Raw genomic sequence first — 23,928 nt, 5'->3', positions numbered from 1 at the left:
ACATGAACGCCATGAACGCAATGAACCAGCAGCTCGCGGGCTACGCCCCGACCCCCGTCACGGCCCGCATGGAGAACCACGGCCGGGCCATGCTCAAGGTCGCCATGCAGAGCGGCCAGGACCTCTTCGCCCGCACCGGCTCGATGGTCGCCTACGAGGGCTTCGTCCAGTACGAGCCCAACCCGCCCGCCGTCCGCCAGATGGCCTCGCAGTGGCTGACCGGCGAGGGCGCCCCCCTGATGAAGTGCACCGGCGACGGCCTCCTGTACCTGGCCGACTACGGCGCCGACGTCGTCTGCATCAACCTGAACAACGACGCCCTCTCCGTCAACGGCACCAACCTCCTCGCCTTCGACGCCCACCTCCAGTGGGGCGTCGAACGGGTCAAGGGCATGGCGAAGTTCGCCGGCCAGGGCCTCTTCAACGTCCAGGTCGCCGGAACCGGCTGGGTCGCCATCACCTCCCGCGGCACCCCGATCGTGGTCGACTGCGGCCGCGGCGAGGACGAGACGTACGTCGACCCGGACGCGCTCGTCGCCTGGTCGCCGAACCTCAAGGTCAAGGGGAAGCGCAGCTTCAAGGCTTCGTCGATGATCGGCCGGGGCAGCGGGGAGGCCTACCAGATGGCCTTCTCCGGCCAGGGCGTCGTCGTCGTACAGCCCAGCGAGGACAGCACCGACCGGCTCCGGGCCCGGGGCTGAGGGGGAGCGGACACATCATGCAGAGCTCACTTTTCGGCCACGCCGAACAGCAGTCCCAGGACCGCTACACCGTCCAGAACCCGCAGCTCCTGCGGGTCACCCTGACCGGCTCCGACGACGTGCTCGCCCGCAAGGGCGCCATGGTCGCCTACCAGGGGATCGTGGACTTCGACGGCGAGTACCAGAGCGGCAACCAGCGGAACGCCCGCCGCCGCACCGGCGAGGGCCTGGACCTCATGCGCTGCTCCGGCCAGGGCACCGTCTACTTCGCCAACCTCGCCCAGTACGTGCACGTCGTCGACGTGGACCACGACGGCCTCACCGTCGACAGCAGCTACGTCCTCGCCATGGACTCCACCCTGCACACCGAGGTCATCGCCGTCGACAGCCAGTACGGGATCTCCGGCTCCGGCAAGTACCAGCTCAACATCTCCGGCCGCGGCAAGGTCGCCCTCATGACCTCCGGGCAGCCGCTGATGATGCAGGTCACGCCCGACAAGTACGTCAACGCCGACGCCGACGCGATCGTCGCCTGGTCCACCTCGCTGCGCGTGCAGATGCAGGCCCAGACGCACTCCACCGGCGTGTGGCGGCGCCGCGGCAACACCGGCGAGGGCTGGGAGCTCAGCTTCCTCGGCACCGGCTTCGCCCTGGTGCAGCCCAGCGAGGTGCTGCCGCCGCAGAACGCCCAGCTCGGGCAGGGCGTCGCCGCGCAGTTCGGCATGGGCCAGCACGGCGCCCACGCCCAGAACCAGAACAACGCCTGGAACTGACCGGACCGGCACCGCACGGACGGAAGGGGCGGACCCGCACGGGCCCGCCCCTTCCGGCGCATCACCGCCGCGCCGGCGCCAGGCGCCCAGGCGCGCCGCCGTCAGGCGCCCAGCCGCGCCCGGGTCGCCTCCAGCAGCCGCACCACCGAGGTGTCGGCCACCGCCGCCACCTCCTCGTACGGGAACCAGCGCAGGTCCAGCGACTCGTCGCTGATCTCCGCCACCGCGCCGGCCGGGGCCAGCACCGCGTACTGCACGTCCAGATGCCAGTTGCACGGCGCGGGGATCGGGTGCCGGTCCAGGCGCACCGGGCCGCCCGCCACCAGGGTCAGCCCCGAGCCGATGCCCGACTCCTCGACGGCCTCGCGCATGGCCGCCCCGGCCAGGGTGGTGTCACCGGGCTCGCAGTGCCCGCCCATCTGGAGCCACATGCCGAGCTTCCTGTGCAGGGTCAGCAGCACCCGGCCGCCGGCCGGGTCGACCACCAGCGCGCTGCCCGTGACGTGGCCGGCCGTGCAGGGCTTGTAGACCCCGTCCGGGTGGGCGGCCAGGTGCTCCAGGTAGACCCCGCGCAGCTCGTCCTGCTGTGCGTCCGGTCCCTCGTACTGCTTCAGGACCGCGACGGCGTCCTCGTACAGGCTCACTTCTCGCCGTCGCCCTCTTCGTCACGCCGCCGGGCGGCCTCGCCGAGCATCTTGTCGATCTCCGAGAAGTCCAGCTGCTCGCGGTGCACGAACCCGTCCGGGTCGTCCAGGTCGGAGGCCGTCGGCAGCATGTCCGGGTGCTCCCACAGCCCGTCGCGGCCGTCCACACCGCGCGCGTCGGTCAGCGAGGCCCACAGCCGCGAGGCGTCCCGCAGCCGCCGGGGGCGCAGCTCCAGCCCGATCAGCGTCGCGAAGGTCTGCTCCGCCGGACCGCCCGAGGCACGCCGCCGGCGCATGGTCTCGCGCATCGCGTCGGCCGAGGTCAGCCGGGGCTTGGCCGCCTCGTGCACGACCGCGTCCACCCAGCCCTCGACCAGCGCGAGCGCCGTCTCCAGCCGGGCCAGGGCGGCCTTCTGCTCCGGGGTGTCCTGCGGCTGGAACATACCGCCCTGCAGGGCCTCCTGGAGCTGCTCGGGATTGGTCGGGTCGAGCTGGCCGACCACGTCCTCCAGCTTCGAGGTGTCCACCTTGATGCCGCGCGCGTACCCCTCGACCGCGCCGAACAGGTGCGAGCGCAGCCACGGGACGTGCGCGAACAGACGGGCGTGGGCCGCCTCGCGCAGGGCCAGGTAGAGCCGCACCTCGTCCGAGGGGACGCCCAGGTCCTTGCCGAAGCCCTCGATGTTCAGCGGCAGCAGCGCCGCGCGCCCGGCCGGACCCAGCGGCAGTCCGATGTCCGTGCAGCCGACGACCTCGCCCGCCAGGGTGCCGACGGCCTGGCCGATCTGCTGCCCGAACATGGCCCCGCCCATGGAGCGCATCATCCCGAGCAGCGGGCCCGCCATGGCCTGCATCTCCTCGGGGAGCACGCTGCCCATGGCCGCGCCGACGCGCTCGGCGACCGGGTCCACGAGCTCCTTCCACACCGGCAGGGTCGCCTCGACCCACTCGGCGCGGCTCCACGCGACGGCCGCGTTGGCGCCCGACGGCAGGGAGGTCACGCCGTCCAGCCACAGGTCGGCCAGTCGCACGGCCTCCTGGACCGCCGACCTCTCCGCGATGCCGACGCTCGCGTCCTTCACGCCGTCCGCGGTGCCCTGCGCGACGGTCTGGCGGGCGATGTCCTTCGCCATGTCCCAGTTCACGGGACCGCCCTCGTAGTTCAGCATCTGCCCGAGCTGCTGGAACGCGGCGCCGAGGTCGTTCGGGTTCATCGCGCCGAACATCGCGGCGAACGGATTGTCCGCACCGCCGGGGAAGCCGCCAGGAAGGCCGCCGGGGCCGAACCCGAACGGATTGGGGGGACCGTCCTGGCCGCCCTGGCCGCCCTTCTTGCCCTTGTCGCCGTCCTCCGGCTCCTCCGGCGGAAGGCCGAATCCGAATGGGGTGTCGCTCACGGGTTTCCTCGGCTCGTAGGGCCGCCGGCGGGAGCCGACGGGCGATGGTCCGACAACACCACCCAGCGTAGACACCCCTCCCGCTTACGGGCTCGGTGCTCCGCAGGGTCCGGGGCTGCGGCAGGATGGACATCACCTGGTGGGTACGCGTCACGGCGCGCCCTCACTGAAGACAACCGCTGGAGACGCCCGGTGAGTTCCCCAGATCCGCAGGCTCGCGCGCCGCACGACGCCGAAAACCGCCCTGAGCACGACGACAGCGCCTCCGGCGTTCGCCAGCCGCGAAACCAGGACGGCCCCCGACGACGCAGCCCCGTGATCGCGGTGACCGGCGCGGCCTCCGGGGTAGGCGCCGCCCTGGTGAGCCGCCTGGCCGCCTCCGACGAGGTCAAGCAGGTCGTGGCCATCGACGAGCGGCGCGGGGACTGCGCCGAAGCGCAGTGGCACGTCCTGGACGTACGGGACCCGGCGATCGCCGAGAAGCTGCGCGGCGCCGACGTCGTCGTCCACCTGGCGCTGGACCTCGACCTGGAGACGGATCCGGCGGCCCGGACCGCGTACAACGTACGCGGGACCCAGACCGTCCTGACGGCCGCCGCGGCGGCCGGGGTGCACCGCGTCGTGCTGTGCACCTCGGCGATGGTCTACGGGGCCCTGCCGGACAACGACATCCCGCTCTCGGAGGACTCCGAGCTGCGCGCCACCGCCGAGGCCACCGGCGTCGGCGACCTGCTGGAGATCGAGCGCCTGGGCCGCCGTGCCCCCCGCGCGCACCCCGGGCTGAACGTGACGGTCGTCCGCCCGGCGGTCCTGGTCGGCGGCACGGACACCGCCCTGACCCGCTACTTCGAGTCCCCGCGCCTGCTCGTCGTCGCCGGTTCCCGGCCCACCTGGCAGTTCTGCCACGTCGAGGACCTGGTCAGCGCCCTGGAGTACGCGGCCCTGGAGAAGGTCGAGGGGGAGCTCGCCGTGGGCTGCGAGGGCTGGCTGGAGCAGGAGGAGGTGGAGGAGCTCAGCGGGATCCGCCGCATGGAGCTGCCCTCCGCCGTCGCCCTGGGCGCCGCGGCCCGGCTCCACCGGATCGGCCTGACGCCCTCCCCGGCCGGGGACCTCGCCTACACCATGCACCCGTGGGTGGTCAGCGTCAGCGGGCTGCACGCGGCGGGCTGGCGGCCCCGCTGGACCAACGAGGAGGTGCTGGCCGAGCTGCTCCAGGAGGTGGCGGGCCGCCACACCGTCGTGGGCCGCCGCCTGGGCCGCAAGGACGCCGCCACGGCCGCCGGCGCCGCCGGCGCGACGGTGGCCCTGCTCGGCGCCGCCGCCGCGGTCCGCCGCGCCCGGCGCCGCCGCGGCCTGTGACCCGCGGGCCCGGGCCCCCTACCGGCCCGGGCCGGGACGGGGCCCCGCCCCGGTAGGGGGCTCCCAACCGGGGCGGCGGGCCCCGGGCGAAACGGCTATTCCGCCGTACCGGCGGCTAGGGCACGATGGGGACCATGGCACCGCACTTCGACCACCCCGGCGAGCAGGCCGCTCAGGACCCCATCCGGCTGCTCGAGATCCGTGAGACCCCGCTCTCGATCGACGAGGTCTTCCAGGCCGTCGGCGACGACTCCACGGGAGGCACCACCCTCTTCGTCGGGACGGTGCGCAACCACGACGGGGGCGCCGACGTCGACTCGCTCGGCTACTCCTGCCACCCGACGGCCCAGGCCGAGATGCGCCGGATCGCCGACCGTGTCGTGGCGAAGTACCCGGTCCGCGCCCTGGCGGCCGTGCACCGCATCGGCGACCTGGCCGTGGGCGACCTGGCCGTGGTCGTCGCCGTCTCCTGCCCGCACCGGGGCGAGGCCTTCGAGGCCTGCCGCATGCTGATCGACGACCTCAAGCACGAGGTCCCGATCTGGAAGCACCAGACCTTCGCGGACGGCACCGAGGAGTGGGTCGGCGCCTGCTGAACCAGGCGGTACGCCCCACCGGGGGGCCGGGTTCCGGCCCCTCACCCGCAGGGAGTAGCCTCACCCCCGTTCGGCCGCGCAACACGCCCTCGATTTGCGTAACCCCCTCCCGGGCACGAGCGTTGAAGCCACCAACGACACGCACTTTCGGGGCAGGGAGGCACGTCCATGGCATCACTGGTGTGGCTGCTGATTCCGCTGTTCGCCGCCATCGGGGCCGCGATATGGGGCAGCTGGGCGGCGCGCGACCGCACCCAGGGCGACATATCCGAGCTGGCCGGTTACGCCAGGTTCCGAGAGGCCATGGACCGCGCCGACCGGTCCGGGACGAACGAAAAGGCACACTCCGGTTCCGACGCCGTCTGACGCGTCCCGTGAGTCCCCTCCCGTCCCCGACAGGCCCGCTGACCAGGCCCCGGCTGAGAATCCCGTGAGAGTTCCGCCCGCGGGCCCCGTACCCGACCGGCCCCACGGGCCGCCCGGTCGGGCCGTCCCGTACTGTCGGTCCATGCCACGCCGCACCGCGACGATGCTCGCTTCCTTCCTCGTGCTGTTCGCGCTGCTCTGCGCGGGCGTCTTCATCAAGGTCCCCTACTCCGAGATGAGCCCGGGCCCGACGGTGAACACGCTGGGAGACTCGCGCGGTGAGCCGGTCCTCAACATCGGGGGCCACAAGACCTACCCCACCAGCGGCCACCTCAACATGACCACGGTCCGCGTCACCGGCGCCGACTACGACATGAACCTGCTGGAAGCGGTGTACGGCTGGCTGGCCGACGACAACATCGTCGTGCCGCACGAGAACCTCTACCCGAACGGCAAGACGGACAAGGAATCCACGCAGGAGAACGCCGAGGAGTTCAGCCAGTCGCAGGAGAGCGCCAAGGTGGCCGCCCTCAAGCAGCTCGGCATCCCGGTCTCCGCCCGCGTCGTCGTCTCCACCGTCGTCAAGGGCAGCCCCTCCGAGGGCAAGCTGCACGCCGGGGACGTCATCAAGGAGGTGGACGGCGCCGCCGTCACCGCCCCGGGCGACGTCGCCAAGCTCGTGACCAAGCACAAGCCCGGCGAGCCCGTCGTGTTCACCATCGTGCCCGCCCCCGAGGCCGCCGAGGCCGAGAAGGCGAACCGCGAGCCCACCACCACGTCGAAGGTCACCATCACCGCGGGCAAGGCGGAGGACGACGGCCACGCCATCGTCGGCATCCGGGCCGGAACCGACCACACCTTCCCGTTCCCGATCGACATCAAGCTCGCCGACGTCGGCGGCCCGAGCGCCGGCCTGATGTTCGCCCTCGGCATCGTCGACAAGCTCACCCCCGAGGACCTCACCGGCGGCAAGTTCATCGCCGGCACCGGAACCATCGACGACGAGGGCAAGGTCGGCCCCATCGGCGGCATCCAGATGAAGACCATCGGCGCCCGCAAGGCCGGGGCCGAGTACTTCCTGACCCCGGCCGAGAACTGCGCCTCCGCCGCCTCGCACACGCCCGACGGCCTGACCCTGGTGAAGGTCTCGACCATCGGCGACGCCACGAAGGCCCTGGAGAAGATCGGCAAGGGGGACACGGCCGGACTGCCGAAGTGCTCGGCGTCCTGACCGCGCCCCGCCCCCGCCCCCGCCGACGGCCCGGCCGCCGGGCCGTCTAGCCGAGGAAGGTCGCCGCCAGCGCTTCGGCCAGGCCCGGCACCAGGCCCGCGCCGGTCAGCACCTCGCTCGAGGAGTCCTTGTCGCGCAGCCGTACGGCCGACTCGCGCGAGCCGTCGCGCAGGACGCCCACCGTCAGGCGGACCTCCTGCCGCTCGGGGTGGTCGGCGACCCACTGGGTCAGCTGCTTGTCGCTGAGCCCCGCCGGTACGGAGGCCTCCGCTGACGGCGGCAGCATCAGCCGCTCCACCGTCAGCGCGCACCCCACGACCGCGTCGGGCCAGGCGATGGTCCCCAGGAACTTGTCCAGCGGGGTCCCGGCCGGCACCTCCTCCTGCTCGATGGGGGTCAGCTGGCTCTTGCCGGTGTCGTCCTGGTCGAGGCCGAGCTGCCCCGCGAGCCGGGGCTCCTGCCTGCGCAGCCGGGCCGTGTCGACCAGGGCGAACAGCCGGGCCGGCTTGTCCCAGCCGAGGGTGGAGGCGTACTCGTCGATCTCGAGGACGGCGCGGGTGAGCGGACCGGCCGCCATGGGGGTGCCTGGGGAGGGCGAAAGGTTGGACATGGACAACATCCTGCCTCCTTTCCCCCCGATACCGGGAACTGACTAAAGCCTCAGTAAGTTGCATGGGTGGGCCCTACGATCGTGGGCCCAGGACCAGACACAGCGACTTTCGAGGTGCGCACCTTGGCTTTCCAGATGCCGGACCGCGGCGGAGGCCCCTCCGGGCCACGGATGAGAGTCGGCCGCCCGTCCCGGCGTGCCCGGACTCTTCTGACGACCCTGGGCGTCCTTGCCGTCCTGGCGATGGCGTTCGTCATGTTCGCCGGGTTCTGGACGGACTGGCTCTGGTTCCGCTCCGTCAAGTACTCCTCGGTCTTCACCACCACCCTGTGGACCAAGATCGGGCTCTTCGCGGTGTTCGGCCTGCTGATGGCCGCTGCCGTCGGGCTGAACATCTGGCTGGCGCACCGGCTGCGGCCGCCGCTCAGCGCGATGTCGATGGAGCAGCAGAGCCTCGACCGCTACCGGATGAGCGTCGCCCCGTACAAGAAGTGGCTGCTCCTCGCCATCGCCGTGATCGTGGGGCTGATCGCGGGCGCGTCGGCGGCCGGCCAGTGGAAGACCTGGCTGATGTACGTGAACGGGGTGCCCTTCGGCAAGAAGGACCCCCAGTTCCACCTGGACGTGTCGTTCTACACCTTCGACCTGCCCTGGTACCGCTTCCTGCTCGGCTTCGGCTTCGCCGCGGTCGTGCTGTCGGTGATCGCCGCCGTCGTCGTGCACTACCTGTACGGCGGACTGCGCGTGACCAGCCCGGGCGCCCGGGCCACCGCCGCGGCGACCGGGCACCTGTCGGTGCTGCTCGGCCTCTTCGTCACCCTGAAGGCGCTCGCGTACTGGCTCGACCGGTACGGCCTCGCCGTGAAGTCCAGCGACTTCAAGGCCGCCGACAACTGGGCGGGCCTGCGCTACGTCGACGCCAACGCCTACCTCCCGGCGAAGACGATCCTCGTCGCCATCGCGGCGATCTGCGCGGTGCTGTTCTTCGCCACCCTGTGGCGGCGCACCTGGCAGCTGCCCGTCATCGGCTTCGGCCTGATGGTCCTCTCCGCGATCCTCATCGGCGGGCTGTACCCGGCGATCGTGCAGAAGTTCCAGGTCCAGCCGAACGAGCAGGCCAAGGAATCGCCGTACGTCGAGAAGAACATCAAGGCGACGCGGGACGCCTACGGCATCGAGGGAGCGGACGTCGGGGAGTACCCGGGCGTGCCGCAGACCGAGGACCGGACCAAGCTGCGGCCGGTGGCCGACAGCACGGCCAGCCTGCGCCTCCTCGACCCGAACATCGTCTCGCCGGCCTTCCAGCAGCTCCAGCAGGTCAAGGGCTACTACGGCTTCCCGTCCACGCTGGCGGTCGACCGGTACGAGGGCCAGGACACGGTCATCGGGCTCCGCGAGCTGAACATCGGCGGCATCCCGAAGAACAACTGGATCAACGACCACTTCAAGTACACGCACGGCTACGGCGTGGTCGCGGCCAAGGGCACCACCGTCAAGGACGGCGCCCCCGACTTCACCCAGTCCGACCTCCCCTCCAAGGGCATGTTCGGCACGGACTTCGAGCAGCGCATCTACTACGGCGAGCAGACGAAGCAGTACTCGATCGTCGGCGGTCCGCAGAAGGAGCTCGACTACTCGGACGACAGGGGCGAGAAGGAGACCAGTTACGAGGGCCGTTCCGGGGTCAACCTGGACAACCCCGTCAACCGGGCCGCGTACGCGCTCGCCTTCAGCGAGCCGCAGATCCTGTACTCGGGCGCCATCGGCGAGGGTTCGCGGATCCTCTACAACCGCACGCCCAAGGACCGCGTCGAGGCCGTCGCGCCCTGGCTGACCATCGACGGGGCCCCGTACCCGGCCGTGGTCGAGGGCCGCATCAAGTGGATCGTCGACGCCTACACCACGACGAACGGCTACCCGTACGCCTCGCGGACCACGCTCGGCCAGAGCACCGCGGACTCGCTGACCAACAGCCAGCGCGCGGTGGTGGCGCAGGAGAACCAGGTCAACTACATCCGCAACTCGGTGAAGGCCACGGTCGACGCCTACGACGGCACCGTCGACCTGTACCAGTGGGACACCAAGGACCCGGTGCTGAAGACCTGGATGAAGGCCTTCCCGGGCACGGTCAAGCCCAGGAGCGAGATCTCCAAGCCGCTCATGGACCACCTGCGCTACCCGCAGGACCTCTTCAAGGTCCAGCGCGAGCTGCTGACCCGCTACCACGTCACGGACCCGCAGACCTTCCTCAGCGGCAGTGAGGCCTGGGCCGTCCCGGACGACCCGACGACCAAGGCCGGTACGGCGGTTCCGCCGTACTACCTGTCGATGAAGATGCCGGGCCAGCCGGAGAAGGACCAGGTCTTCTCGCTCACGACGACCTTCACGCCGAACGAGCGGCCCAACCTGAGCGCCTTCATGGCGGTCAACGCCGATCCCGGCACCAAGGACTACGGCAAGATCCGCATCCTGAAGATGCCGACCAGCAAGCCGCCGGACGGCCCCGGCCAGGTCCAGAGCAAGTTCCAGTCGGAGCCGAAGATCGCCGAGTCGATCCGCCTGCTGCGCGGCGGCGACTCGGAGATCGAGTACGGCAACCTGCTCGCGGTCCCGATGGACGGCGGCATGCTCTACGTGGAGCCGGTGTACGTGCGCAGCTCCGGGCTGAAGTACCCGCTGCTGCGCAAGGTGCTGGTGACCTACGGCGGACAGACGGCCTTCGAGGACACCCTGGAGAAGGCGCTGAGCGTGGTCTTCGGAGCCGAGGCCCCGACCACGCCCACCACGCCGACGCCGCCGACCACCCCGACGAACCCGAACACCCCGCCGACCGGGCAGGACCCGACGGTCAAGGCGGCCCTCGCCGACGCCCAGAAGGCCGTCGAGGAGGCCGACAAGGCCATGAAGGCGGGCGACTGGGCGGCGTACGGCAAGGCGCAGAGCGACCTCCAGGCGGCGCTGAAGCGGGCGGTCGAAGCCGAGGCGAAGCTGACGGCGCCCAAGCCGGCCGGGTAGGCGGTGCGGACAACGCCGTAACGGTTCCGTCCCGCGTCGTGATACTGTGGTTTCACCGACGCGGGGTGGAGCAGCTCGGTAGCTCGCTGGGCTCATAACCCAGAGGTCGCAGGTTCAAATCCTGTCCCCGCTACTGAAGACGAAGGCCCGGATCCCATGGGATCCGGGCCTTCGTCATGTCCGGAGCCGCCGAACGGGCGCGGCTGGGGGACACGGGGTCACTGGGGCGGGTGAGTTGGGGTATGAGCGTGTTTGACTTGTCTCTCTGTGGGCATGTCGACAAAACGCTGTAGTGACCTCACTGGCTGCGACATACCAGGTGTACGCGGGTAGCAGGTGATGCGACGATGGGATTTATGGGGGACAGGTCAACTCTGCTGGAGACAGGGCGGTTTGTGAGGGCGGAGGCCGAGTCGGGCACGGGAACGGGCAAGGCCGCTCCGACCGTTAACGCGCAGACCGCACTGACCGATGCGGATTTCGCGGCAGAAGCGTTCGGAGACGCGGAGGGCGCCACCGACGCCGAGCTGGAGGCCCGTCACCGGGTGGCCGCCGACAAGGGCGACCCGGGCGCCATGAGCGTGCTCGGCGCGCTGCTGCTGCGCCGCGGCGACCTCGCCGGGGCGGAGCCCTACCTGCGCGGCGCCACCGCCGCCGGCGACCGCGCCGCCGCCAACAACCTCGGGGTCCTGCTCCTCCAGCGGGGCTACCCCGAGGAGGCCGCGGGCTGGTGGCGGGTCGCCGCCGTCGCCGGCTCCGCCCCCGCCGCGCACGCCCTGGGACGCCACTACCGCGAGCGCGGTGACGAGCCCGCCGCCGAGTACTGGCTGCGCCAGGCGGCGGAGTCCGGGCACGCCCTGGGCGCGTACGGCCTGGCCGACCTGCTGGAACACCGGGGGGACAAGGGCATCGAGCGCTGGTACCGGGCCGCCGCCGAGCAGGGGCACCGCGAGGCCGCGTACCGGCTCGCCCGCCATCTGCGCAAGGGCGACCCCGCCGAGGCCGAGCAGTGGTACCGCCAGGCCGCCGCGCGCGGACACCGGCGCGCCGGGCTGCACCTGGGCGCCCTGCTGGAGGCGCGCGGCGAGCTGAAGGAGGCCGGCCGCTGGTACCTGAGCTCCGCCAAGCAGGGCGAGGCCCGGGCGGCGTGCGCCCTGGGCTTCCTGCTGCGCGACGCCGGCGACGAGGACAGCGCGGCCGCCTGGTGGCACCGGGCGGCACAGGACGGCGACGGCAACGCGGCGAACGCCCTGGGCGCGCTGCACGCGGCCCGCGGCGAGACCCAGACGGCCGAGAAGTGGTACCGGGTCGCGATGGACGCGGGCGATCACAACGGCGCCTACAACCTCGCCCTCCTCTGTGCCGCCCAGGAGCGGACCGCGCAGGCCGAGCAGTGGTACCGGCGGGCGGCCTACGCCGGCCACCGCGAGGCCGCCAACGCGCTCGCGATCATGCTGCTCCAGGCCGGGGACGCGGCGGGCGCCGAGCCCTGGTTCTCCAAGGCGGCGGAGGCGGGCAGCGTCGACGCCGCCTTCAACCTCGGGATCCTCTTCGCCAGCCGCGACGAGGACCGCTCCGCGCTGAAGTGGTACGAGCGGGCCGCGGCGGCCGGGCACACCGACGCCGCGCTCCAGGTCGGGATCGCCCTGGTGCGCGACGGCGAGGAGCGGGCCGCCGAGCGGCACCTGCGGTGCGCGGCGGGCGGCGGCAGCGCGGAGGCGGCGTTCCGCCTGGCGTCCCTGCTGGAGTCGCTGGCCCCGCCGCCGGAGCCGGTGGCCCTCGGCGAGCCCGTCGGCGGCGCGGCCCGCACCGAGAGCGAGGAGTGGTACGAGCGTGCCGCCGAGCAGGGCCACCGGCGGGCCCAGGTGCGGGTCGGCATGCTCGCCGCCGCCCGGGGCGACCTCGCGGTGGCCGCCCGGTGGTACCGGGAGGCGGCCGAGGCGGGCTCGCGCAACGGCGCCTTCAACCTGGGGCTGCTGCTGGCCCGCGAGGGCAACGAGCCCGAGGCGGCCCTGTGGTGGACCCGCGCGGCGGTGGCCGGGCACGGCCGGGCCGCGCTGCGGCTGGGGCTGCTCGCGGCCCGGCACGGCGATCTGGCGGAGGGGCAGAAGTGGTGCGTGCGGGCCATGGAGCTGGGGCCGGCCGAGGTGTCCGAGCGCGCCGCCCGGCTGCGCGACGCGCTGGCGGAGGAGCTGTCCGCCTGAACGCCCCGTGCGGGGCGCCGGCCAACTGATTTGCATCTGCCGGGTGGCCTCCCGTAGAGTCGGGTTTACCGACGCGGGGTGGAGCAGCTCGGTAGCTCGCTGGGCTCATAACCCAGAGGTCGCAGGTTCAAATCCTGTCCCCGCTACTGAAGGCCCGAGGCCCGGATCCCCTGGATCCGGGCCTCGAGTCGTTTCTGATCGCGAAGACGGCATGCGGGAAGGGCGGGAGGCCCGGAGCCTCCCGCCCTTCTCGCGTCGTGTCCCGCGTCGTTTCTAGGCGCCCGCGCAGTTGGGGCAGACCCCGCGGTAGGTCACCTCGACCGCCGAGACCGTGAAGCCGAAGCGCTCGCCGTCGGGCAGGTCCGCCAGCGGGTCGCCCGCCGGGTGCACGTCCCGGATGGCACCGCACTGGGCGCAGACCAGGTGGTGGTGGGGGCGGTGGGCGTTCGGGTCGTACCGCTTGGCACGCCGGTCCGTCGAGACTTCCAGGACCTCGCCGAGCGAGACCAGCTCGCCCAAGGTGTTGTAGACCGTGGCTCGAGAAATCTCCGGCAGTTTGGTCACAGCGCGTGCGTGCACCTCGTCTGCCGTCAGGTGAACGTGGTCACCGTCGAGCACCTCGGCCACGACGCGGCGCTGGGCCGTCATGCGCCAGCCGCGTCCGCGAAGTCGTTCCAGCAGGTCACTCATACACGCCAGCCTAACAGCGGGGACTCGGTGCAGATCCCGAACCGGTGTGGACTTGGATGTGCGCTTGACTTAGACAAAGTCCATTGTAGGATCGGGTACAACACACGGCGAGGACAGGACACGCAGGAATGACGCAGGAGGCGCACGTGACGCAGGGACCGCTCACCACGGAGGCCGGGGCGCCGGTCGCCGACAACCAGAACAGCGAGACCGCCGGTCCCGGCGGCCCGGTTCTGGTCCAGGACCAGCTCCTGCTGGAGAAGCTCGCGCACTTCAACCGCGAGCGCATCCCGGAGCGCGTGGTGCACGCCCGCGGTGCCGGTGCCTACGGCACCTTCACGGTGACGGCCGACGTCACCCGGTACACCCGCGCCAAGTTCCTCTCCGAGGTCGGCAAGCAGACCGAGACCTTCCTGCGCTTCTCCACCGTCGCCGACAGCCTCGGCGGCGCCGACGCGCGCCGCGACCCGCGCGGCTGGGCGCTGAAGTTCTACACCGAAGAGGGCAACTACGACCTCGTCGGCAACAACACCCCGGTCTTCTTCATCCGGGACGCCATCAAGTTCCCCGACTTCATCCACACCCAGAAGCGCGACCCGTACACGGGCTCGCAGGAGCCGGACAACGTCTGGGACTTCTGGGGCCTGTCGCCCGAGTCCACCCACCAGGTGACCTGGCTGTTCGGTGACCGCGGCATCCCGGCGTCCTACCGCCACATGAACGGCTACGGCTCGCACACGTTCCAGTGGAACAACGAGGCCGGCGAGGTCTTCTGGGTCAAGTACCACTTCAAGACCGACCAGGGCATCAAGAACCTCACCCAGGCCGAGGCCAACCGGCTCGCCGGCGAGGACCCGGACTCCCACCAGCGCGACCTGCGCGAGTCCATCGAGCGGGGCGACTTCCCGACCTGGACCGTGCAGGTCCAGATCATGCCGGCGGCCGAGGCGGCGGACTACCGCTTCAACCCGTTCGACCTCACCAAGGTGTGGCCGCACGAGGACTACCCGCCGATCGAGATCGGCAAGCTGGAGCTCAACCGCAACCCGGAGAACGTCTTCGCCGAGGTCGAGCAGTCCATCTTCTCCCCGGCGCACTTCGTCCCCGGCATCGGTCCGTCCCCGGACAAGATGCTCCAGGGCCGTCTCTTCGCGTACGGCGACGCGCACCGCTACCGCGTCGGCATCAACGCCGACCACCTGCCGGTGAACCGCCCGCACGCCACCGAGGCGCGCACCAACTCCCGTGACGGCTTCCTCTACGACGGCCGCCACAAGGGCGCGAAGAACTACGAGCCGAACAGCTTCGGCGGCCCCTTCCAGACGGACCGCGCGCTGTGGCAGTCCACCCCGGTGACCGGCGGCACGGGCAACCACGCCACGCCGTCGCACGCCGAGGACGACGACTTCGTCCAGGCCGGCAACCTCTACCGCCTGTTCTCCGAGGAGGAGAAGACCCGTCTGATCGAGAACCTGTCCGGCTTCATAGCCAAGGTCTCGCGTGACGACATCGTCGAGCGTGCGATCGACAACTTCCGTCAGGCGGACGGAGACTTCGGCAAGCGGCTCGAGGTCGCGGTCCAGGCCCTGCGCGGCTGACGCTCCCTTGCCGGGGGCTGAAGGGCCGGACCCCGTCGGGGTCCGGCCCTCCGGCCTACGCGGGCACGGCCCGGCGGGCCGGAACCCAGCAGCGGATGACGTCGCGTACGGAGACGATGCCCACCGGGCCGCCGTCCTCCAGCACGATCAGATGCCGGAACCCGCCGTGTGCCATCGCCTCCGCGGCCTCCTGCACGGTGGCGTCGGGGGTGCAGAAGACGACGTTGTTCGTGGTGTGGGCGCCCACCGACTCCCGGTCGGGGTCGTGGCCCGCGCCGATCGAGTTCAGGATGTCGCGCTCGGTCAGGATGCCGATGCCGCTGTGGTCGGGATCGAGGACGACGGCCGCGCCGACGCGCCGGCCGGACATCAGGCAGGCCGCCTGACGCAGGGAGTGGGCGGGGCCGAGGGTGAGGATCACGGTGCTCATGGCGTCGCGGACGAGCATGAAGGGAGCCACCTCCTGGGGTGAGCCCCCGCCGGGTCGGTGCGGTGCGTGGCGGGCCTCCACTTAGAGAAGCCGTTCACAAGCGCACAAGCGGGGGGATCCTCAGATTCCCACGCACACGGAAAGTCATCAAGGGGGCACGCTCGGCGCGTACGGGCGCCGCGCGCGGGCGCTCGGGGCGTGCGGTCGCTCAGGCCGCGCGGTTGAGGAAGCCGAGCATCTCCTCGTGCAGCAGCCCGTTCGACGCCGCCGCGTTGCCGCCGTCCACGCCCTCGACCCCGTCCAGGCTGGTGAACCGGCCGCCCGCCTCCTGGACCACGACCGCGATGGCGGCCATGTCCCACAGGTTCAGCTCCGGCTCGGCGCACAGGTCCAGCGAACCCTCGGCGACCATCATGTACGGCCAGAAGTCGCCGTAGGCCCGGGTGCGCCAGCAGGCGCGCGTCAGGTCCAGGAAGCCGGGGAGCCGGCCCTGCTCCTCCCAGCCGCTCAGCGAGGAGTACGCGAACGAGGCGTCGCCCAGGGAGGCCACCTTCGACACGCCGATCGGCCCGGACGGCTCGCCCAGCGCGCCGCCCGCGAAGGCGCCCCCGCCCTGCGAGGCCCACCAGCGCCGGCCCAGCGCCGGGGCCGAGACGACGCCGACGACCGGGCGGAACACCCCGTCCCCGCCCTCGGCCATGAGGGAGATCAGCGTCGCCCAGACGGGCACGCCGCGCACGTAGTTCTTCGTCCCGTCGATCGGGTCCACGACCCAGCGGCGCGGGCCCTCGCCCTTGAGCCCGTACTCCTCGCCCAGGATCGCGTCGCCGGGCCGCGCGGCCAGGATGCCGGCCCGCACGACCTCCTCGGCGGCCTTGTCGGCCTCGCTCACGGGGGTCATGTCCGGCTTCGTCTCGACCTGGAGGTCCAGGGCGCGGAACCGCTGCATCGTCGCGGCGTCCGCCGCGTCGGCGAGTTCGAGGGCAAGGCGCAGGTCATCGGCATACGTGGACATGGCCGAACAGTACCGAGACCGCCGCCCCCCGGCGAACGGGGTCCACAGTGCGGCCGGGACGCGCCCTTGACAGGATCTGGCGGCCCGTCAACTCTGGCGGAGAGGCCCGGACGGCGATCCCCGCGGGGAGGTGGCGATGGCGACGGCCCGTGAGTCCCTGCTGCGGGCGGCCGAGGCCGCGCTGGCCGCGCGGCCCTGGCCGGCGGTGCGGATGGTCGAGGTCGCGGCCGCCGCCGGAGTGTCGCGCCAGACCCTCTACAACGAGTTCGGCGGCAAGGCGGGCCTGGGCCGGGCCCTGGTGCGGCGCGCCGCCGACTGGTACCTGGACGGGGTGGACGGCGCGCTGGCCGCCCCGGCCGCGCACAGCTCCGCCGAGCGGCTCGCCGCCGTCGCCGAGTGGACCGTACGGGCGGCCCGCGCGCGGGCTCTCGTACGGGCCCTGCTGACCGGTTCCTGGGGGCCGGCCCTGCCGGCGCCGCCCGCCGCGGGGAGCCGGCAGGCGCTCGGACCGGGGGAGCTGACCCGGGCGGCCCGCGACCGGGCCGCCGCCGCGCTGCCGCAGGAGCCGGCGCGCCGCTGCGAGCTCGCCGTACGGATCGCGCTGTCCTACGTGGTCGCGCCGGGGGAGCCGGGCCAGGAGCCGGCGGCGGGGGCGGAGCTGCTGGGGCTGCTCAGTGCGCCGAGCCGGAGAGCTGGAGGCCGATGACGCCGAGGATCACCAGCGTGATCGAGACGAGCTTGAGGGTGGAGACCAGGTCGCCGAGGAAGACCATGCCGTAGATCGCCGTCCCGGCCGCCCCGATGCCCGTCCACACCGCGTACGCCGGCCCCACGTCCAGCTTCTTGAGCGCCAGGGTCAGCAGTCCGAAGCTGCCGAGCGCGAAGCACGCGAAGGCGATCGTCGGCCACAGCCGGGTGAACCCGTGCGACAGCTTGAGGCACACCGCGAAACCCGTTTCCAGGAACCCGGCGACCACGACCAGCAGCCACGCCATGGCGTATGCCTCCCCGCGTCACGTGACTCGGCGTCACTTGGTGCGATTATGCATTTACCAGACGCGGCCCGGGGCAAACCCCGCCGATGGCCGGCCCGCTGCCCGCCGGGGCGCCTCAGTCGCCCTCGCGCCGCTCGCGGGTCTCCAGCAGACGCCGCAGCGAGTACAGCCGGGCGGGGTCCGCGTGGCCGTCCTCCACCCACTGGTCGAGCGCGCAGTCGGGCTCGTCGTGGCTGCACGCGCGCGGGCACCCCTCGGTCCCCGGCACCAGGTCCGGGAAGGCCAGGACCACCCGGGACGGGTCCACGTGGTGCAGGCCGAAGGAGCGCACGCCCGGCGTGTCGATGACCCAGCCGTCCCCGGAGGGCAGCGGCAGGGCCAGCGCCGAGGTGGTGGTGTGCCGGCCCCGGCCGGTGACGGCGTTGACGTGGCCGGTGGCGCGCTGGCGGCCCGCGCCGACCAGCGAGTTCACCAGGGTGGTCTTGCCGACGCCGGAGTGGCCGACGAAGGCGGTGATCCGGCCCTCCAGGCGCTCGCGCACCCGCTCGGCGGCGTCGCCCACCGCCAGCTCCTCGCGGTTGGTGACCACGTAGTTCACGCCGAGCGTCGCGTAGATCTCCAGGATCTTGTCGGCGGAGGTCAGGTCGGACTTGGTGAGCACCAGCAGCGGCTCCAGTCCGGCGTCGTACGCGGCCACCAGGCAGCGGTCGATCATCCGGGGCCGCGGCTCCGGGTCGGCCAGCGCCGTGACGATGGCCAGCTGGTCGGCGTTGGCGACGACCACCCGCTCGTACGGGTCGTCGTCGTCCGCGGTGCGCCGCAGGACGGACCTGCGCTCCTGGATCCGCACGATCCGCGCGAGGGTGTCCTTCTTGCCGGACAGGTCCCCGACGAGCGACACCCGGTCGCCGACGACCGCTGCCTTGCGGCCCAGCTCGCGGGCCTTCATGGCGGTGATCTTGCGGTCCTCGACCAGGCAGGTCAGCCGGCCGCGGTCCACGGTGAGGACGAAGCCGTCGGCGGCGTCCTCGTGTTTGGGCCGGATGCTCGTCCTGGCCCGGTTGCCCTTGGGGTTCGGGCGCTGGCGGATGTCGTCCTCGTCGGTGTGCTTGCCGTACCTGCGCATGGCGGTCCCCTACGCTCCCGCTCCCGTCGTGCCTCGCGGAGCTTGACCGAGCATGTCGGCCCACATCTTCGGGAAGTCCGGCAGGGTCTTCGCGGTCGTCTCCACGTTCTCGACCCGCACGCCCGCCACGGCCAGGCCGATCACCGCGCCCGCGGTGGCCATGCGGTGGTCGTCGTAGGTGTGGAAGACACCGCCGCGCAGCGGGCGCGGACGGATGCGCAGCCCGTCGGCGGTCTCGGTGACGTCGCCGCCGAGGCCGTTGATCTCCGCCGTCAGCGCCGCCAGGCGGTCCGTCTCGTGCAGCCGCAGGTGCGCCACCCCGCGCAGGACCGATTCCGAGTCGGCCAGCGCCGCGACCGCGGCGATGCCCGGGGTCAGCTCGCCGACCTCGCTCAGGTCCACGTCGATGCCGTGGATCTTCCCGGTGCCGGTGAAGACCAGGCCCGCGTCGGTCAGCTCGCAGGAGCCGCCCATCTCGGTGAAGATCCGGCGCAGCGCGTCACCGGGCTGCGTGGTGCGGCGCGGCCAGTCCGGGACGGTGACCGTGCCGCCGGTGATCAGGGCCGCGGCCAGGAAGGGCTGGGCGTTGGACAGGTCGGGCTCGACGACCATGTCGCGGCCGAGCAGCGCGCCCGGCGTCACCCGCCACACGTCCTTCTCGCCGCCGGCCTCGGGGGTGTCGACCTGGGCGCCCGCCGCGCGCAGCATCTCGACGGTCATCCGGATGTGCGGCATCGACGGCAGGTTGCCGCCCACGTGCCGGACTTCCACGCCCTGGTTGAAGCGCGGGGCGGAGAGCAGTAGCGCCGAGACGAACTGCGAGGAGTTGGAGGCGTCGATCTCGACCGTGCCGCCCTCCAAGGCCCCGCCGCCCTGGACGGTCATCGGCAGCGCGCCGCGGCCGTCGTCGTCGATCCGGGCGCCGAGGGTGCGCAGGGCGGTGATGACCTGGCCGAGCGGACGCTCGTAGGAGCGCGGGTCGCCGTCGAAGCGGATGTCGCCGTCGGCGAGGGTGGCCAGGGGCGGCAGGAAGCGCATGACCGTGCCCGCGTTGCCCACGTCGACGGTGGCCGGGCCGTGCAGGGCGGCCGGGATGATCCGCCAGGCCTCGCCGCTGTCGCCGTCGGCGGAGCTGGAGGAGACGGTCTCCTCGATGCCGACGCCCAGCGCGCGCAGCGCGTCCGACATCAGCTGGGAGTCGCGCGAGCGCAGCGGCCGGCGCACCCAGCCCGGCTCGGCCGCGAGGGCGGCGAGCACGAGGGCCCGGTTGGTGACCGATTTCGACCCCGGCACGGTGACGGTGGCGTGGACGGCCCCGTCCGCGAGCGGAGCGGGCCAGAGGTCATGGAGCGCGGGGGTCTCGGTCATGGCCCTTACTTTAGTGGCTCCCCACCGCCCCCGATCTGGATCGGGGCGCCGTCTCAGAGGGCGAGCAGCCAGCGCCCGCCGCCGATGAGGCAGCACAGGGTGACCGTGTGGAACATGAGCAGCCAGGCGACGGGGTGGACGTGCGTGAGCCGGCCCAGCTGGTCGGCGTCCGACTCCGGCGCGCCGCCGTGCCGGCGCTTGGCCTGGAGCTCGAACACCGGACGCACCGCGCCCAGCAGCAGGAACCAGACCACCGCGTACGCGAACGCCGCCTGCACGGCTGCCGGGGCCAGCCAGGACACCAGCAGGAACGCCCCGCCGGTCAGCACCACCGTCAGCAGCCCGTACGCGTTGCGGATCATCACCAGCAGCGCCACCAGCAGCGCGGTCGCCGCCCACAGCAGCAGCGTGACGCGGTGCGCCGACAGCAGGGCCGCCCCGCCCAGGCCCAGCAGCGCGGGCGCCGTGTAGCCGGCGGCCAGGGTCAGGACCATCCCGAGCCCGGTCGGCTTGCCCCAGCTGACGGTGACCCCGCTGGTGTCGGAGTGCAGCCGGATCCCGGAGAGCCTGCGCCCCGTCAGCAGGGCCACCAGCCCGTGGCCGCCCTCGTGCGCGATGGTGATCGCGTTGCGGGCCGGCAGCCACAGCGCCCGGGGCGCGACGGCCGCGAGCGCGGCCAGGCCCGTCACCACCACCAGCCACCAGGGGGCCGGCGCCTGTATTCCGGTGAGCCGGTCCCACAGGCCGGCTGTCGTGCTGCTGTCCATGGAGTGGCTGGCTCCTTGCGGTCGGGGGTCGGTGCCATGGCAGTGTGTCAGCCATGTGCGGAAGGTTTGCGGCGAGTCGGACGCCCCAGGAGCTGGCGGGGATATTCGGGATCGAGCGGTGGGAGCCGAGCGAGACCCTCGCCCCCGACTGGAACGTGGCGCCGACGAAGGAGGTCCACGTCGTCCTCGACCGTCCCCTCAAAGACGCGCGCGACCCGCGTCCGGTTCGCCAGCTGCGGACGCTGAAGTGGGGCCTGGTCCCCTCCTGGGCGAAGGACCCCGAGGGCGCGGCCCGGATGATCAACGCCCGGTCCGAGACCCTGCACGAGAAGCCCTCCTTCCGCCGCCCCTTCGCACAGCGCCGCTGCATCGTCCCGGCCGACGGGTACTACGAGTGGGTCACCGCGCACGACGAGCGGCAGCTGGAGGTCGAGGGCAGGAAGAAGCGGGCCCGCAAGCAGCCCTACTTCGTGCTCCCCGCCGACGGCTCCGTCTTCGCGATGGCCGGGATCTACGAGTTCTGGCGCGACGCGACCCTGCCCGCCGACCACCCGCGGGCCTGGTGGGCCACCTGCTCGGTGATCACCGCCGAGGCCGAGACCACCCCGCTCGGGGTCGCGCCCGCGGAGGGACCGCGCTCGCTCTCCGAGATCCACCCGCGCATGCCGCTGATGCTGACCCCCGACCGCTGGGACGCCTGGCTCGACCCCGCCCGCACCGACGAGCAGGGCCTGCGGGACCTGCTGGCACCCCCGCCCGGCGGGCTGATGCGGGCCTACCCCGTCTCCACGGCCGTGAGCAACGTGCGCAACAACGGGCCGGAGCTGCTGGGAGAGCTGGCCGCGCCGGAGGAGGGCACGCTCTTCTGAGGGCAGGCCGTGTCCCACCGGCCGGGGCGGGCCGCCCGCCCGGCAGGATGGGCCCATGACCCCGCGCACCGAGAGCGTCGACACCCCGGCCGGCGAGGCCCGGATCACCTGGCACGCCGCCCGCTCCGCCCGGCTCGTGCTGGCCCTGGGCCACGGAGCCGGCGGCGGCATCGAGGCCCGCGACCTCCAGGCCCTGGCCGCCGCCCTGCCCGCCCGGGACGTCACCGTGGCCCTCGTCGAGCAGCCCTGGCGGGTCGCCGGCAAGAAGGTCGCCGCCGCGCCCAAGGTGCTGGACGAGGGCTGGCGCGCCCTGTGGCCCGCGCTGGAACGGCCCGGGCAGCCCGTGGTGGCCGGCGGGCGCAGCGCCGGGGCCCGGGTGGCCTGCCGGACGGCCGCCGCGCTGGGCGCGGCCGGGGTGCTCGCGCTGGCCTTCCCCCTGCACCCGCCCGGCCGCCCCGAGAGGTCGCGCGCCGCGGAGCTGCTGGGCGCCGGGCTGCCCACGCTGGTGGTCCAGGGCGGCCGGGACCCGTTCGGGCGGCCCGGGGAGTTCCCCGAAGGGGCGTACGAACTTGCGGAGGTGCCCTTCGGCGACCACGGCTTCGCGGTGCCGAAGAAGGCCGGACCCACCCAGGAGGAGGCCCTCGCGGTGATCACCGGCGCGGTGGCCCCGTGGCTCGCCCGGCTCATCGGCTGAGCCCGGTTCCGGCCCGCCGCCGCCCCGCCCGGACCGGGACCTGACAGATTCCGGAGTGACCCGGCTCACCCGCCCCGCGCGGCCCCCGGCGGATCCCCGAACCCCTTGGTGCGCCCGGGAATGCGCTGCCGGGGCCGCCTGTTGTGGGGAGTGTCGGAACGCAGGGGAAAGACGTCGGAGGAGAGGGAGCGCATGACCCAGGTCATCAGCCAGAACCGTCCGCAGGCCGCTGACCTGGACTGGACGGTACTGCCCGCCCCCAAGCGCGGCTCGCTTCGGGCGGCGGAGGGCCGGGATGGTCGACTATTCTCCGATTCGAGCGGATCCGCTTTCGGAGCCGCCACGCTGTCGGAGGAGGTGGGTCCTGTCGCTGGGACCGACGAAGGCCAGGCACAGGAGACGACCGCGGAGCGCAACGCGCGCTTCGAGCGGGACGCCCTCGGCTACCTCGACCAGATGTACTCCGCCGCGCTGCGCATGACGCGCAACCCGGCCGACGCCGAGGACCTGGTCCAGGAGACGTACGCGAAGGCGTACGCGTCCTTCCACCAGTTCCGCGAGGGCACCAATCTCAAGGCGTGGCTCTACCGCATTCTGACCAACACGTTCATCAACTCCTACCGCAAGAAGCAGCGTGAGCCGCAGCGCAGCGCCGCGGAGGAGATCGAGGACTGGCAGCTGGCGCGCGCCGAGTCGCACATGTCGACCGGTTTGCGTTCCGCCGAATCGCAGGCGCTCGACCACCTGCCGGATTCCGATGTGAAGGAAGCGCTGCAGGCCATTCCGGAGGAGTTCCGCATCGCGGTCTATCTCGCCGACGTAGAGGGCTTTGCGTACAAGGAGATCGCGGACATCATGGGTACACCCATCGGTACGGTCATGTCGCGGCTGCATCGTGGGCGCCGTCAACTCCGCGGAATGCTGGAGGACTATGCCCGTGAGCGCGGGCTGGTCCCCGCCGGCGCGGGAGAGTCGAACGACCTGAAAGGCTCGGGCTCATGAGCTGCGGAGAGCCGCACGAGACGGAGTGCGCCGAGGTCCTGGACCATCTCTATGAGTTCCTGGACCACGAGATGCCCGACAGTGACTGCACGAAGTTCGAGACGCACTTCGGCGAGTGCAATCCCTGTCTGGAGAAGTACGGCCTGGAACAGGCCGTGAAGAAGCTGGTCAAGCGCTGCTGCGGGTCGGACGACGTGCCGACCGATCTCCGCTCCAAGGTCATGGGACGGATCGAACTGATCCGTTCGGGTCAGGCCGTGCCCGAGGGCGACATCACCGCCGGGCCGCCGGCCGGCTGAAGAGCCGGCTTCACCCACCGCTGAACTGCCGCCCCCGGAAACCGACTTCGTTCACCCGAAGGTGCTAATCCGGGGGCGTCCGTACGGCGCAATGCGAAAATGTGCCCCGCTCCGTTCGGGGGCCGACCTATTCTCCCCTCTCGGTACCGCTTCGATCCGGTACCCGGTCTGTAGGACCC

Annotated in this window: 24 protein-coding genes and 2 tRNA genes; 16 read left to right on the top strand and 10 right to left on the bottom strand. The window is 72.3% G+C overall.

All coding sequences use genetic code 11. The annotated features are described in order from the left end of the window. Nucleotides 1–20 precede the first annotated feature (20 nt). Both AB0D45_RS17810 and AB0D45_RS17805 read left to right on the top strand, forming a co-directional pair. The gene (locus AB0D45_RS17810) at nucleotides 21–701 is read left to right on the top strand and encodes an AIM24 family protein (RefSeq protein ID WP_361601461.1); all 681 of its coding nucleotides are present in this window, start codon (nucleotides 21–23) and stop codon (nucleotides 699–701) included. Nucleotides 702–718: 17 nt separating this feature from the next. Next, nucleotides 719–1,474, top strand: coding sequence for an AIM24 family protein (locus AB0D45_RS17805; protein WP_361601403.1), 756 nt, complete (start codon nucleotides 719–721; stop codon nucleotides 1,472–1,474). A gap of 101 nt (nucleotides 1,475–1,575) precedes the next feature. On the opposite strand, the gene AB0D45_RS17800 is transcribed toward AB0D45_RS17805, so the two are convergent. Then, nucleotides 1,576–2,118: an NUDIX hydrolase gene (locus AB0D45_RS17800; RefSeq protein ID WP_361601400.1), complete on the bottom strand. Its 543-nt coding sequence runs from the start codon at nucleotides 2,116–2,118 to the stop codon at nucleotides 1,576–1,578. After that, nucleotides 2,115–3,515, bottom strand: coding sequence for a zinc-dependent metalloprotease (locus AB0D45_RS17795; protein WP_362459830.1), 1,401 nt, complete (start codon nucleotides 3,513–3,515; stop codon nucleotides 2,115–2,117). The genes AB0D45_RS17800 and AB0D45_RS17795 overlap by 4 nt, the downstream gene beginning before the upstream one ends. 192 nt (nucleotides 3,516–3,707) lie before the next feature. Here AB0D45_RS17795 and AB0D45_RS17790 point away from each other — a divergent pair, with 192 nt between their 5' ends. From AB0D45_RS17790 to AB0D45_RS17775, 4 genes are all read left to right on the top strand, one after another. Then, nucleotides 3,708–4,874 carry an SDR family oxidoreductase gene (locus tag AB0D45_RS17790; RefSeq protein ID WP_361601394.1) on the top strand — a complete coding sequence of 389 codons (1,167 nt, stop codon included), beginning with the start codon at nucleotides 3,708–3,710 and terminating at the stop codon, nucleotides 4,872–4,874. Nucleotides 4,875–5,008: 134 nt separating this feature from the next. Next, a complete protein-coding gene (locus AB0D45_RS17785) occupies nucleotides 5,009–5,470 on the top strand; it encodes a molybdenum cofactor biosynthesis protein MoaE (protein ID WP_361610525.1) in 462 nt (153 codons plus the stop codon). A 168-nt stretch (nucleotides 5,471–5,638) separates the two neighbouring features. Further along, nucleotides 5,639–5,836, top strand: a complete 198-nt coding sequence (locus AB0D45_RS17780) for a hypothetical protein (RefSeq protein ID WP_361610523.1) — start codon at nucleotides 5,639–5,641, stop codon at nucleotides 5,834–5,836. 142 nt (nucleotides 5,837–5,978) lie between these two features. Continuing rightward, entirely contained in the window at nucleotides 5,979–7,067 is a 1,089-nt protein-coding gene (locus AB0D45_RS17775) for a PDZ domain-containing protein (protein WP_362459827.1), read from the top strand. A gap of 46 nt (nucleotides 7,068–7,113) precedes the next feature. Here AB0D45_RS17775 and AB0D45_RS17770 read toward each other — a convergent pair whose 3' ends face one another. After that, nucleotides 7,114–7,686 carry a PPA1309 family protein gene (locus AB0D45_RS17770; protein WP_361610520.1) on the bottom strand — a complete coding sequence of 191 codons (573 nt, stop codon included), beginning with the start codon at nucleotides 7,684–7,686 and terminating at the stop codon, nucleotides 7,114–7,116. Nucleotides 7,687–7,812: 126 nt separating this feature from the next. Here AB0D45_RS17770 and AB0D45_RS17765 point away from each other — a divergent pair, with 126 nt between their 5' ends. The 4 genes from AB0D45_RS17765 (at nucleotide 7,813) to AB0D45_RS17750 (ending at nucleotide 13,042) form a co-directional block, all read left to right on the top strand. Next, the gene (locus AB0D45_RS17765) at nucleotides 7,813–10,692 is read left to right on the top strand and encodes a UPF0182 family protein (protein ID WP_362459861.1); all 2,880 of its coding nucleotides are present in this window, start codon (nucleotides 7,813–7,815) and stop codon (nucleotides 10,690–10,692) included. Nucleotides 10,693–10,751: 59 nt separating this feature from the next. Continuing rightward, nucleotides 10,752–10,825, top strand: a tRNA-Met gene (locus AB0D45_RS17760). A 214-nt stretch (nucleotides 10,826–11,039) separates the two neighbouring features. Beyond that, nucleotides 11,040–12,896 (top strand): tetratricopeptide repeat protein, encoded by a 1,857-nt coding sequence (locus AB0D45_RS17755; protein WP_362459824.1) that lies wholly within the window; start codon nucleotides 11,040–11,042, stop codon nucleotides 12,894–12,896. 72 nt (nucleotides 12,897–12,968) lie between these two features. Beyond that, a tRNA-Met gene (locus AB0D45_RS17750) sits at nucleotides 12,969–13,042 on the top strand. A gap of 127 nt (nucleotides 13,043–13,169) precedes the next feature. On the opposite strand, the gene AB0D45_RS17745 is transcribed toward AB0D45_RS17750, so the two are convergent. Continuing rightward, nucleotides 13,170–13,586: a Fur family transcriptional regulator gene (locus tag AB0D45_RS17745; RefSeq protein WP_361610820.1), complete on the bottom strand. Its 417-nt coding sequence runs from the start codon at nucleotides 13,584–13,586 to the stop codon at nucleotides 13,170–13,172. A gap of 128 nt (nucleotides 13,587–13,714) precedes the next feature. Here AB0D45_RS17745 and AB0D45_RS17740 point away from each other — a divergent pair, with 128 nt between their 5' ends. Continuing rightward, the gene (locus AB0D45_RS17740) at nucleotides 13,715–15,184 is read left to right on the top strand and encodes a catalase (protein ID WP_361610819.1); all 1,470 of its coding nucleotides are present in this window, start codon (nucleotides 13,715–13,717) and stop codon (nucleotides 15,182–15,184) included. 55 nt (nucleotides 15,185–15,239) lie between these two features. Here AB0D45_RS17740 and AB0D45_RS17735 read toward each other — a convergent pair whose 3' ends face one another. Together AB0D45_RS17735 and hisN are read right to left on the bottom strand one after the other, a co-directional pair. Next, a complete protein-coding gene (locus AB0D45_RS17735) occupies nucleotides 15,240–15,632 on the bottom strand; it encodes a CBS domain-containing protein (RefSeq protein WP_361610817.1) in 393 nt (130 codons plus the stop codon). A gap of 190 nt (nucleotides 15,633–15,822) precedes the next feature. Continuing rightward, on the bottom strand, nucleotides 15,823–16,629 hold the full coding sequence (gene hisN, locus AB0D45_RS17730) for a histidinol-phosphatase (RefSeq protein WP_362459819.1): 807 nt from the start codon (nucleotides 16,627–16,629) through the stop codon (nucleotides 15,823–15,825). 136 nt (nucleotides 16,630–16,765) lie between these two features. Between hisN and AB0D45_RS17725 the strand changes: the two genes are divergently transcribed. After that, a complete protein-coding gene (locus tag AB0D45_RS17725; RefSeq protein ID WP_362459816.1) occupies nucleotides 16,766–17,335 on the top strand; it encodes a TetR/AcrR family transcriptional regulator in 570 nt (189 codons plus the stop codon). Here the strand turns inward: AB0D45_RS17725 and AB0D45_RS17720 are convergent. The 4 genes from AB0D45_RS17720 to AB0D45_RS17705 all read right to left on the bottom strand — a co-directional run bounded on the left by AB0D45_RS17720 (nucleotide 17,301) and on the right by AB0D45_RS17705 (nucleotide 20,885). Further along, nucleotides 17,301–17,624 (bottom strand): multidrug efflux SMR transporter, encoded by a 324-nt coding sequence (locus AB0D45_RS17720; protein WP_351879369.1) that lies wholly within the window; start codon nucleotides 17,622–17,624, stop codon nucleotides 17,301–17,303. The genes AB0D45_RS17725 and AB0D45_RS17720 overlap by 35 nt on opposite strands. Nucleotides 17,625–17,739: 115 nt before the next feature. Beyond that, nucleotides 17,740–18,750: a ribosome small subunit-dependent GTPase A gene (gene rsgA, locus AB0D45_RS17715; protein ID WP_361603546.1), complete on the bottom strand. Its 1,011-nt coding sequence runs from the start codon at nucleotides 18,748–18,750 to the stop codon at nucleotides 17,740–17,742. Nucleotides 18,751–18,759: 9 nt separating this feature from the next. After that, complete coding sequence (gene aroA, locus AB0D45_RS17710) at nucleotides 18,760–20,118, bottom strand: 3-phosphoshikimate 1-carboxyvinyltransferase (protein ID WP_362459811.1); 1,359 nt, start codon at nucleotides 20,116–20,118, stop codon at nucleotides 18,760–18,762. Nucleotides 20,119–20,171: 53 nt separating this feature from the next. Beyond that, complete coding sequence (locus AB0D45_RS17705) at nucleotides 20,172–20,885, bottom strand: M50 family metallopeptidase (protein ID WP_361603540.1); 714 nt, start codon at nucleotides 20,883–20,885, stop codon at nucleotides 20,172–20,174. 53 nt (nucleotides 20,886–20,938) lie between these two features. Between AB0D45_RS17705 and AB0D45_RS17700 the strand changes: the two genes are divergently transcribed. From AB0D45_RS17700 to rsrA, 4 genes are all read left to right on the top strand, one after another. Continuing rightward, the gene (locus AB0D45_RS17700; RefSeq protein WP_362459808.1) at nucleotides 20,939–21,754 is read left to right on the top strand and encodes an SOS response-associated peptidase; all 816 of its coding nucleotides are present in this window, start codon (nucleotides 20,939–20,941) and stop codon (nucleotides 21,752–21,754) included. Between the two features lie 55 nt (nucleotides 21,755–21,809). Next, the gene (locus AB0D45_RS17695) at nucleotides 21,810–22,448 is read left to right on the top strand and encodes an alpha/beta family hydrolase (RefSeq protein ID WP_362459805.1); all 639 of its coding nucleotides are present in this window, start codon (nucleotides 21,810–21,812) and stop codon (nucleotides 22,446–22,448) included. A gap of 357 nt (nucleotides 22,449–22,805) precedes the next feature. Beyond that, nucleotides 22,806–23,450, top strand: coding sequence for a sigma-70 family RNA polymerase sigma factor (locus tag AB0D45_RS17690; RefSeq protein ID WP_007266438.1), 645 nt, complete (start codon nucleotides 22,806–22,808; stop codon nucleotides 23,448–23,450). Then, entirely contained in the window at nucleotides 23,447–23,749 is a 303-nt protein-coding gene (gene rsrA, locus AB0D45_RS17685) for a mycothiol system anti-sigma-R factor (protein WP_361603531.1), read from the top strand. Before AB0D45_RS17690 ends, rsrA begins: the two co-directional genes overlap by 4 nt. Nucleotides 23,750–23,928: the final 179 nt, after the last annotated feature.

This window comes from Streptomyces sp. NPDC048352, from assembly GCF_040651895.1.
Lineage (GTDB): Bacteria > Actinomycetota > Actinomycetes > Streptomycetales > Streptomycetaceae > Streptomyces.
Note: the sequence above shows the minus strand (reverse complement) of the source record. Positions and strands in the feature narration are given on the sequence as shown.

Bases quoted from the DNA above. Each gene is read 5' to 3' on its own strand.
- AB0D45_RS17810 (WP_361601461.1), top strand. From the start codon at position 21: ATGAACCAGCAGCTCGCGGGCTACGCCCCGACCCCCGTCACGGCCCGC.
- AB0D45_RS17805 (WP_361601403.1), top strand. From the start codon at position 719: ATGCAGAGCTCACTTTTCGGCCACGCCGAACAGCAGTCCCAGGACCGC.
- AB0D45_RS17785 (WP_361610525.1), top strand. From the start codon at position 5,009: ATGGCACCGCACTTCGACCACCCCGGCGAGCAGGCCGCTCAGGACCCC.
- AB0D45_RS17780 (WP_361610523.1), top strand. From the start codon at position 5,639: ATGGCATCACTGGTGTGGCTGCTGATTCCGCTGTTCGCCGCCATCGGG.
- AB0D45_RS17775 (WP_362459827.1), top strand. From the start codon at position 5,979: ATGCCACGCCGCACCGCGACGATGCTCGCTTCCTTCCTCGTGCTGTTC.
- AB0D45_RS17770 (WP_361610520.1), bottom strand. From the start codon at position 7,686: ATGTTGTCCATGTCCAACCTTTCGCCCTCCCCAGGCACCCCCATGGCG.
- AB0D45_RS17765 (WP_362459861.1), top strand. From the start codon at position 7,813: ATGCCGGACCGCGGCGGAGGCCCCTCCGGGCCACGGATGAGAGTCGGC.
- AB0D45_RS17755 (WP_362459824.1), top strand. From the start codon at position 11,040: ATGGGATTTATGGGGGACAGGTCAACTCTGCTGGAGACAGGGCGGTTT.
- AB0D45_RS17745 (WP_361610820.1), bottom strand. From the start codon at position 13,586: ATGAGTGACCTGCTGGAACGACTTCGCGGACGCGGCTGGCGCATGACG.
- AB0D45_RS17740 (WP_361610819.1), top strand. From the start codon at position 13,715: ATGACGCAGGAGGCGCACGTGACGCAGGGACCGCTCACCACGGAGGCC.
- AB0D45_RS17735 (WP_361610817.1), bottom strand. From the start codon at position 15,632: ATGCTCGTCCGCGACGCCATGAGCACCGTGATCCTCACCCTCGGCCCC.
- hisN (WP_362459819.1), bottom strand. From the start codon at position 16,629: ATGTCCACGTATGCCGATGACCTGCGCCTTGCCCTCGAACTCGCCGAC.
- AB0D45_RS17725 (WP_362459816.1), top strand. From the start codon at position 16,766: ATGGCGACGGCCCGTGAGTCCCTGCTGCGGGCGGCCGAGGCCGCGCTG.
- AB0D45_RS17720 (WP_351879369.1), bottom strand. From the start codon at position 17,624: ATGGCGTGGCTGCTGGTCGTGGTCGCCGGGTTCCTGGAAACGGGTTTC.
- rsgA (WP_361603546.1), bottom strand. From the start codon at position 18,750: ATGCGCAGGTACGGCAAGCACACCGACGAGGACGACATCCGCCAGCGC.
- aroA (WP_362459811.1), bottom strand. From the start codon at position 20,118: ATGACCGAGACCCCCGCGCTCCATGACCTCTGGCCCGCTCCGCTCGCG.
- AB0D45_RS17705 (WP_361603540.1), bottom strand. From the start codon at position 20,885: ATGGACAGCAGCACGACAGCCGGCCTGTGGGACCGGCTCACCGGAATA.
- AB0D45_RS17700 (WP_362459808.1), top strand. From the start codon at position 20,939: ATGTGCGGAAGGTTTGCGGCGAGTCGGACGCCCCAGGAGCTGGCGGGG.
- AB0D45_RS17695 (WP_362459805.1), top strand. From the start codon at position 21,810: ATGACCCCGCGCACCGAGAGCGTCGACACCCCGGCCGGCGAGGCCCGG.
- rsrA (WP_361603531.1), top strand. From the start codon at position 23,447: ATGAGCTGCGGAGAGCCGCACGAGACGGAGTGCGCCGAGGTCCTGGAC.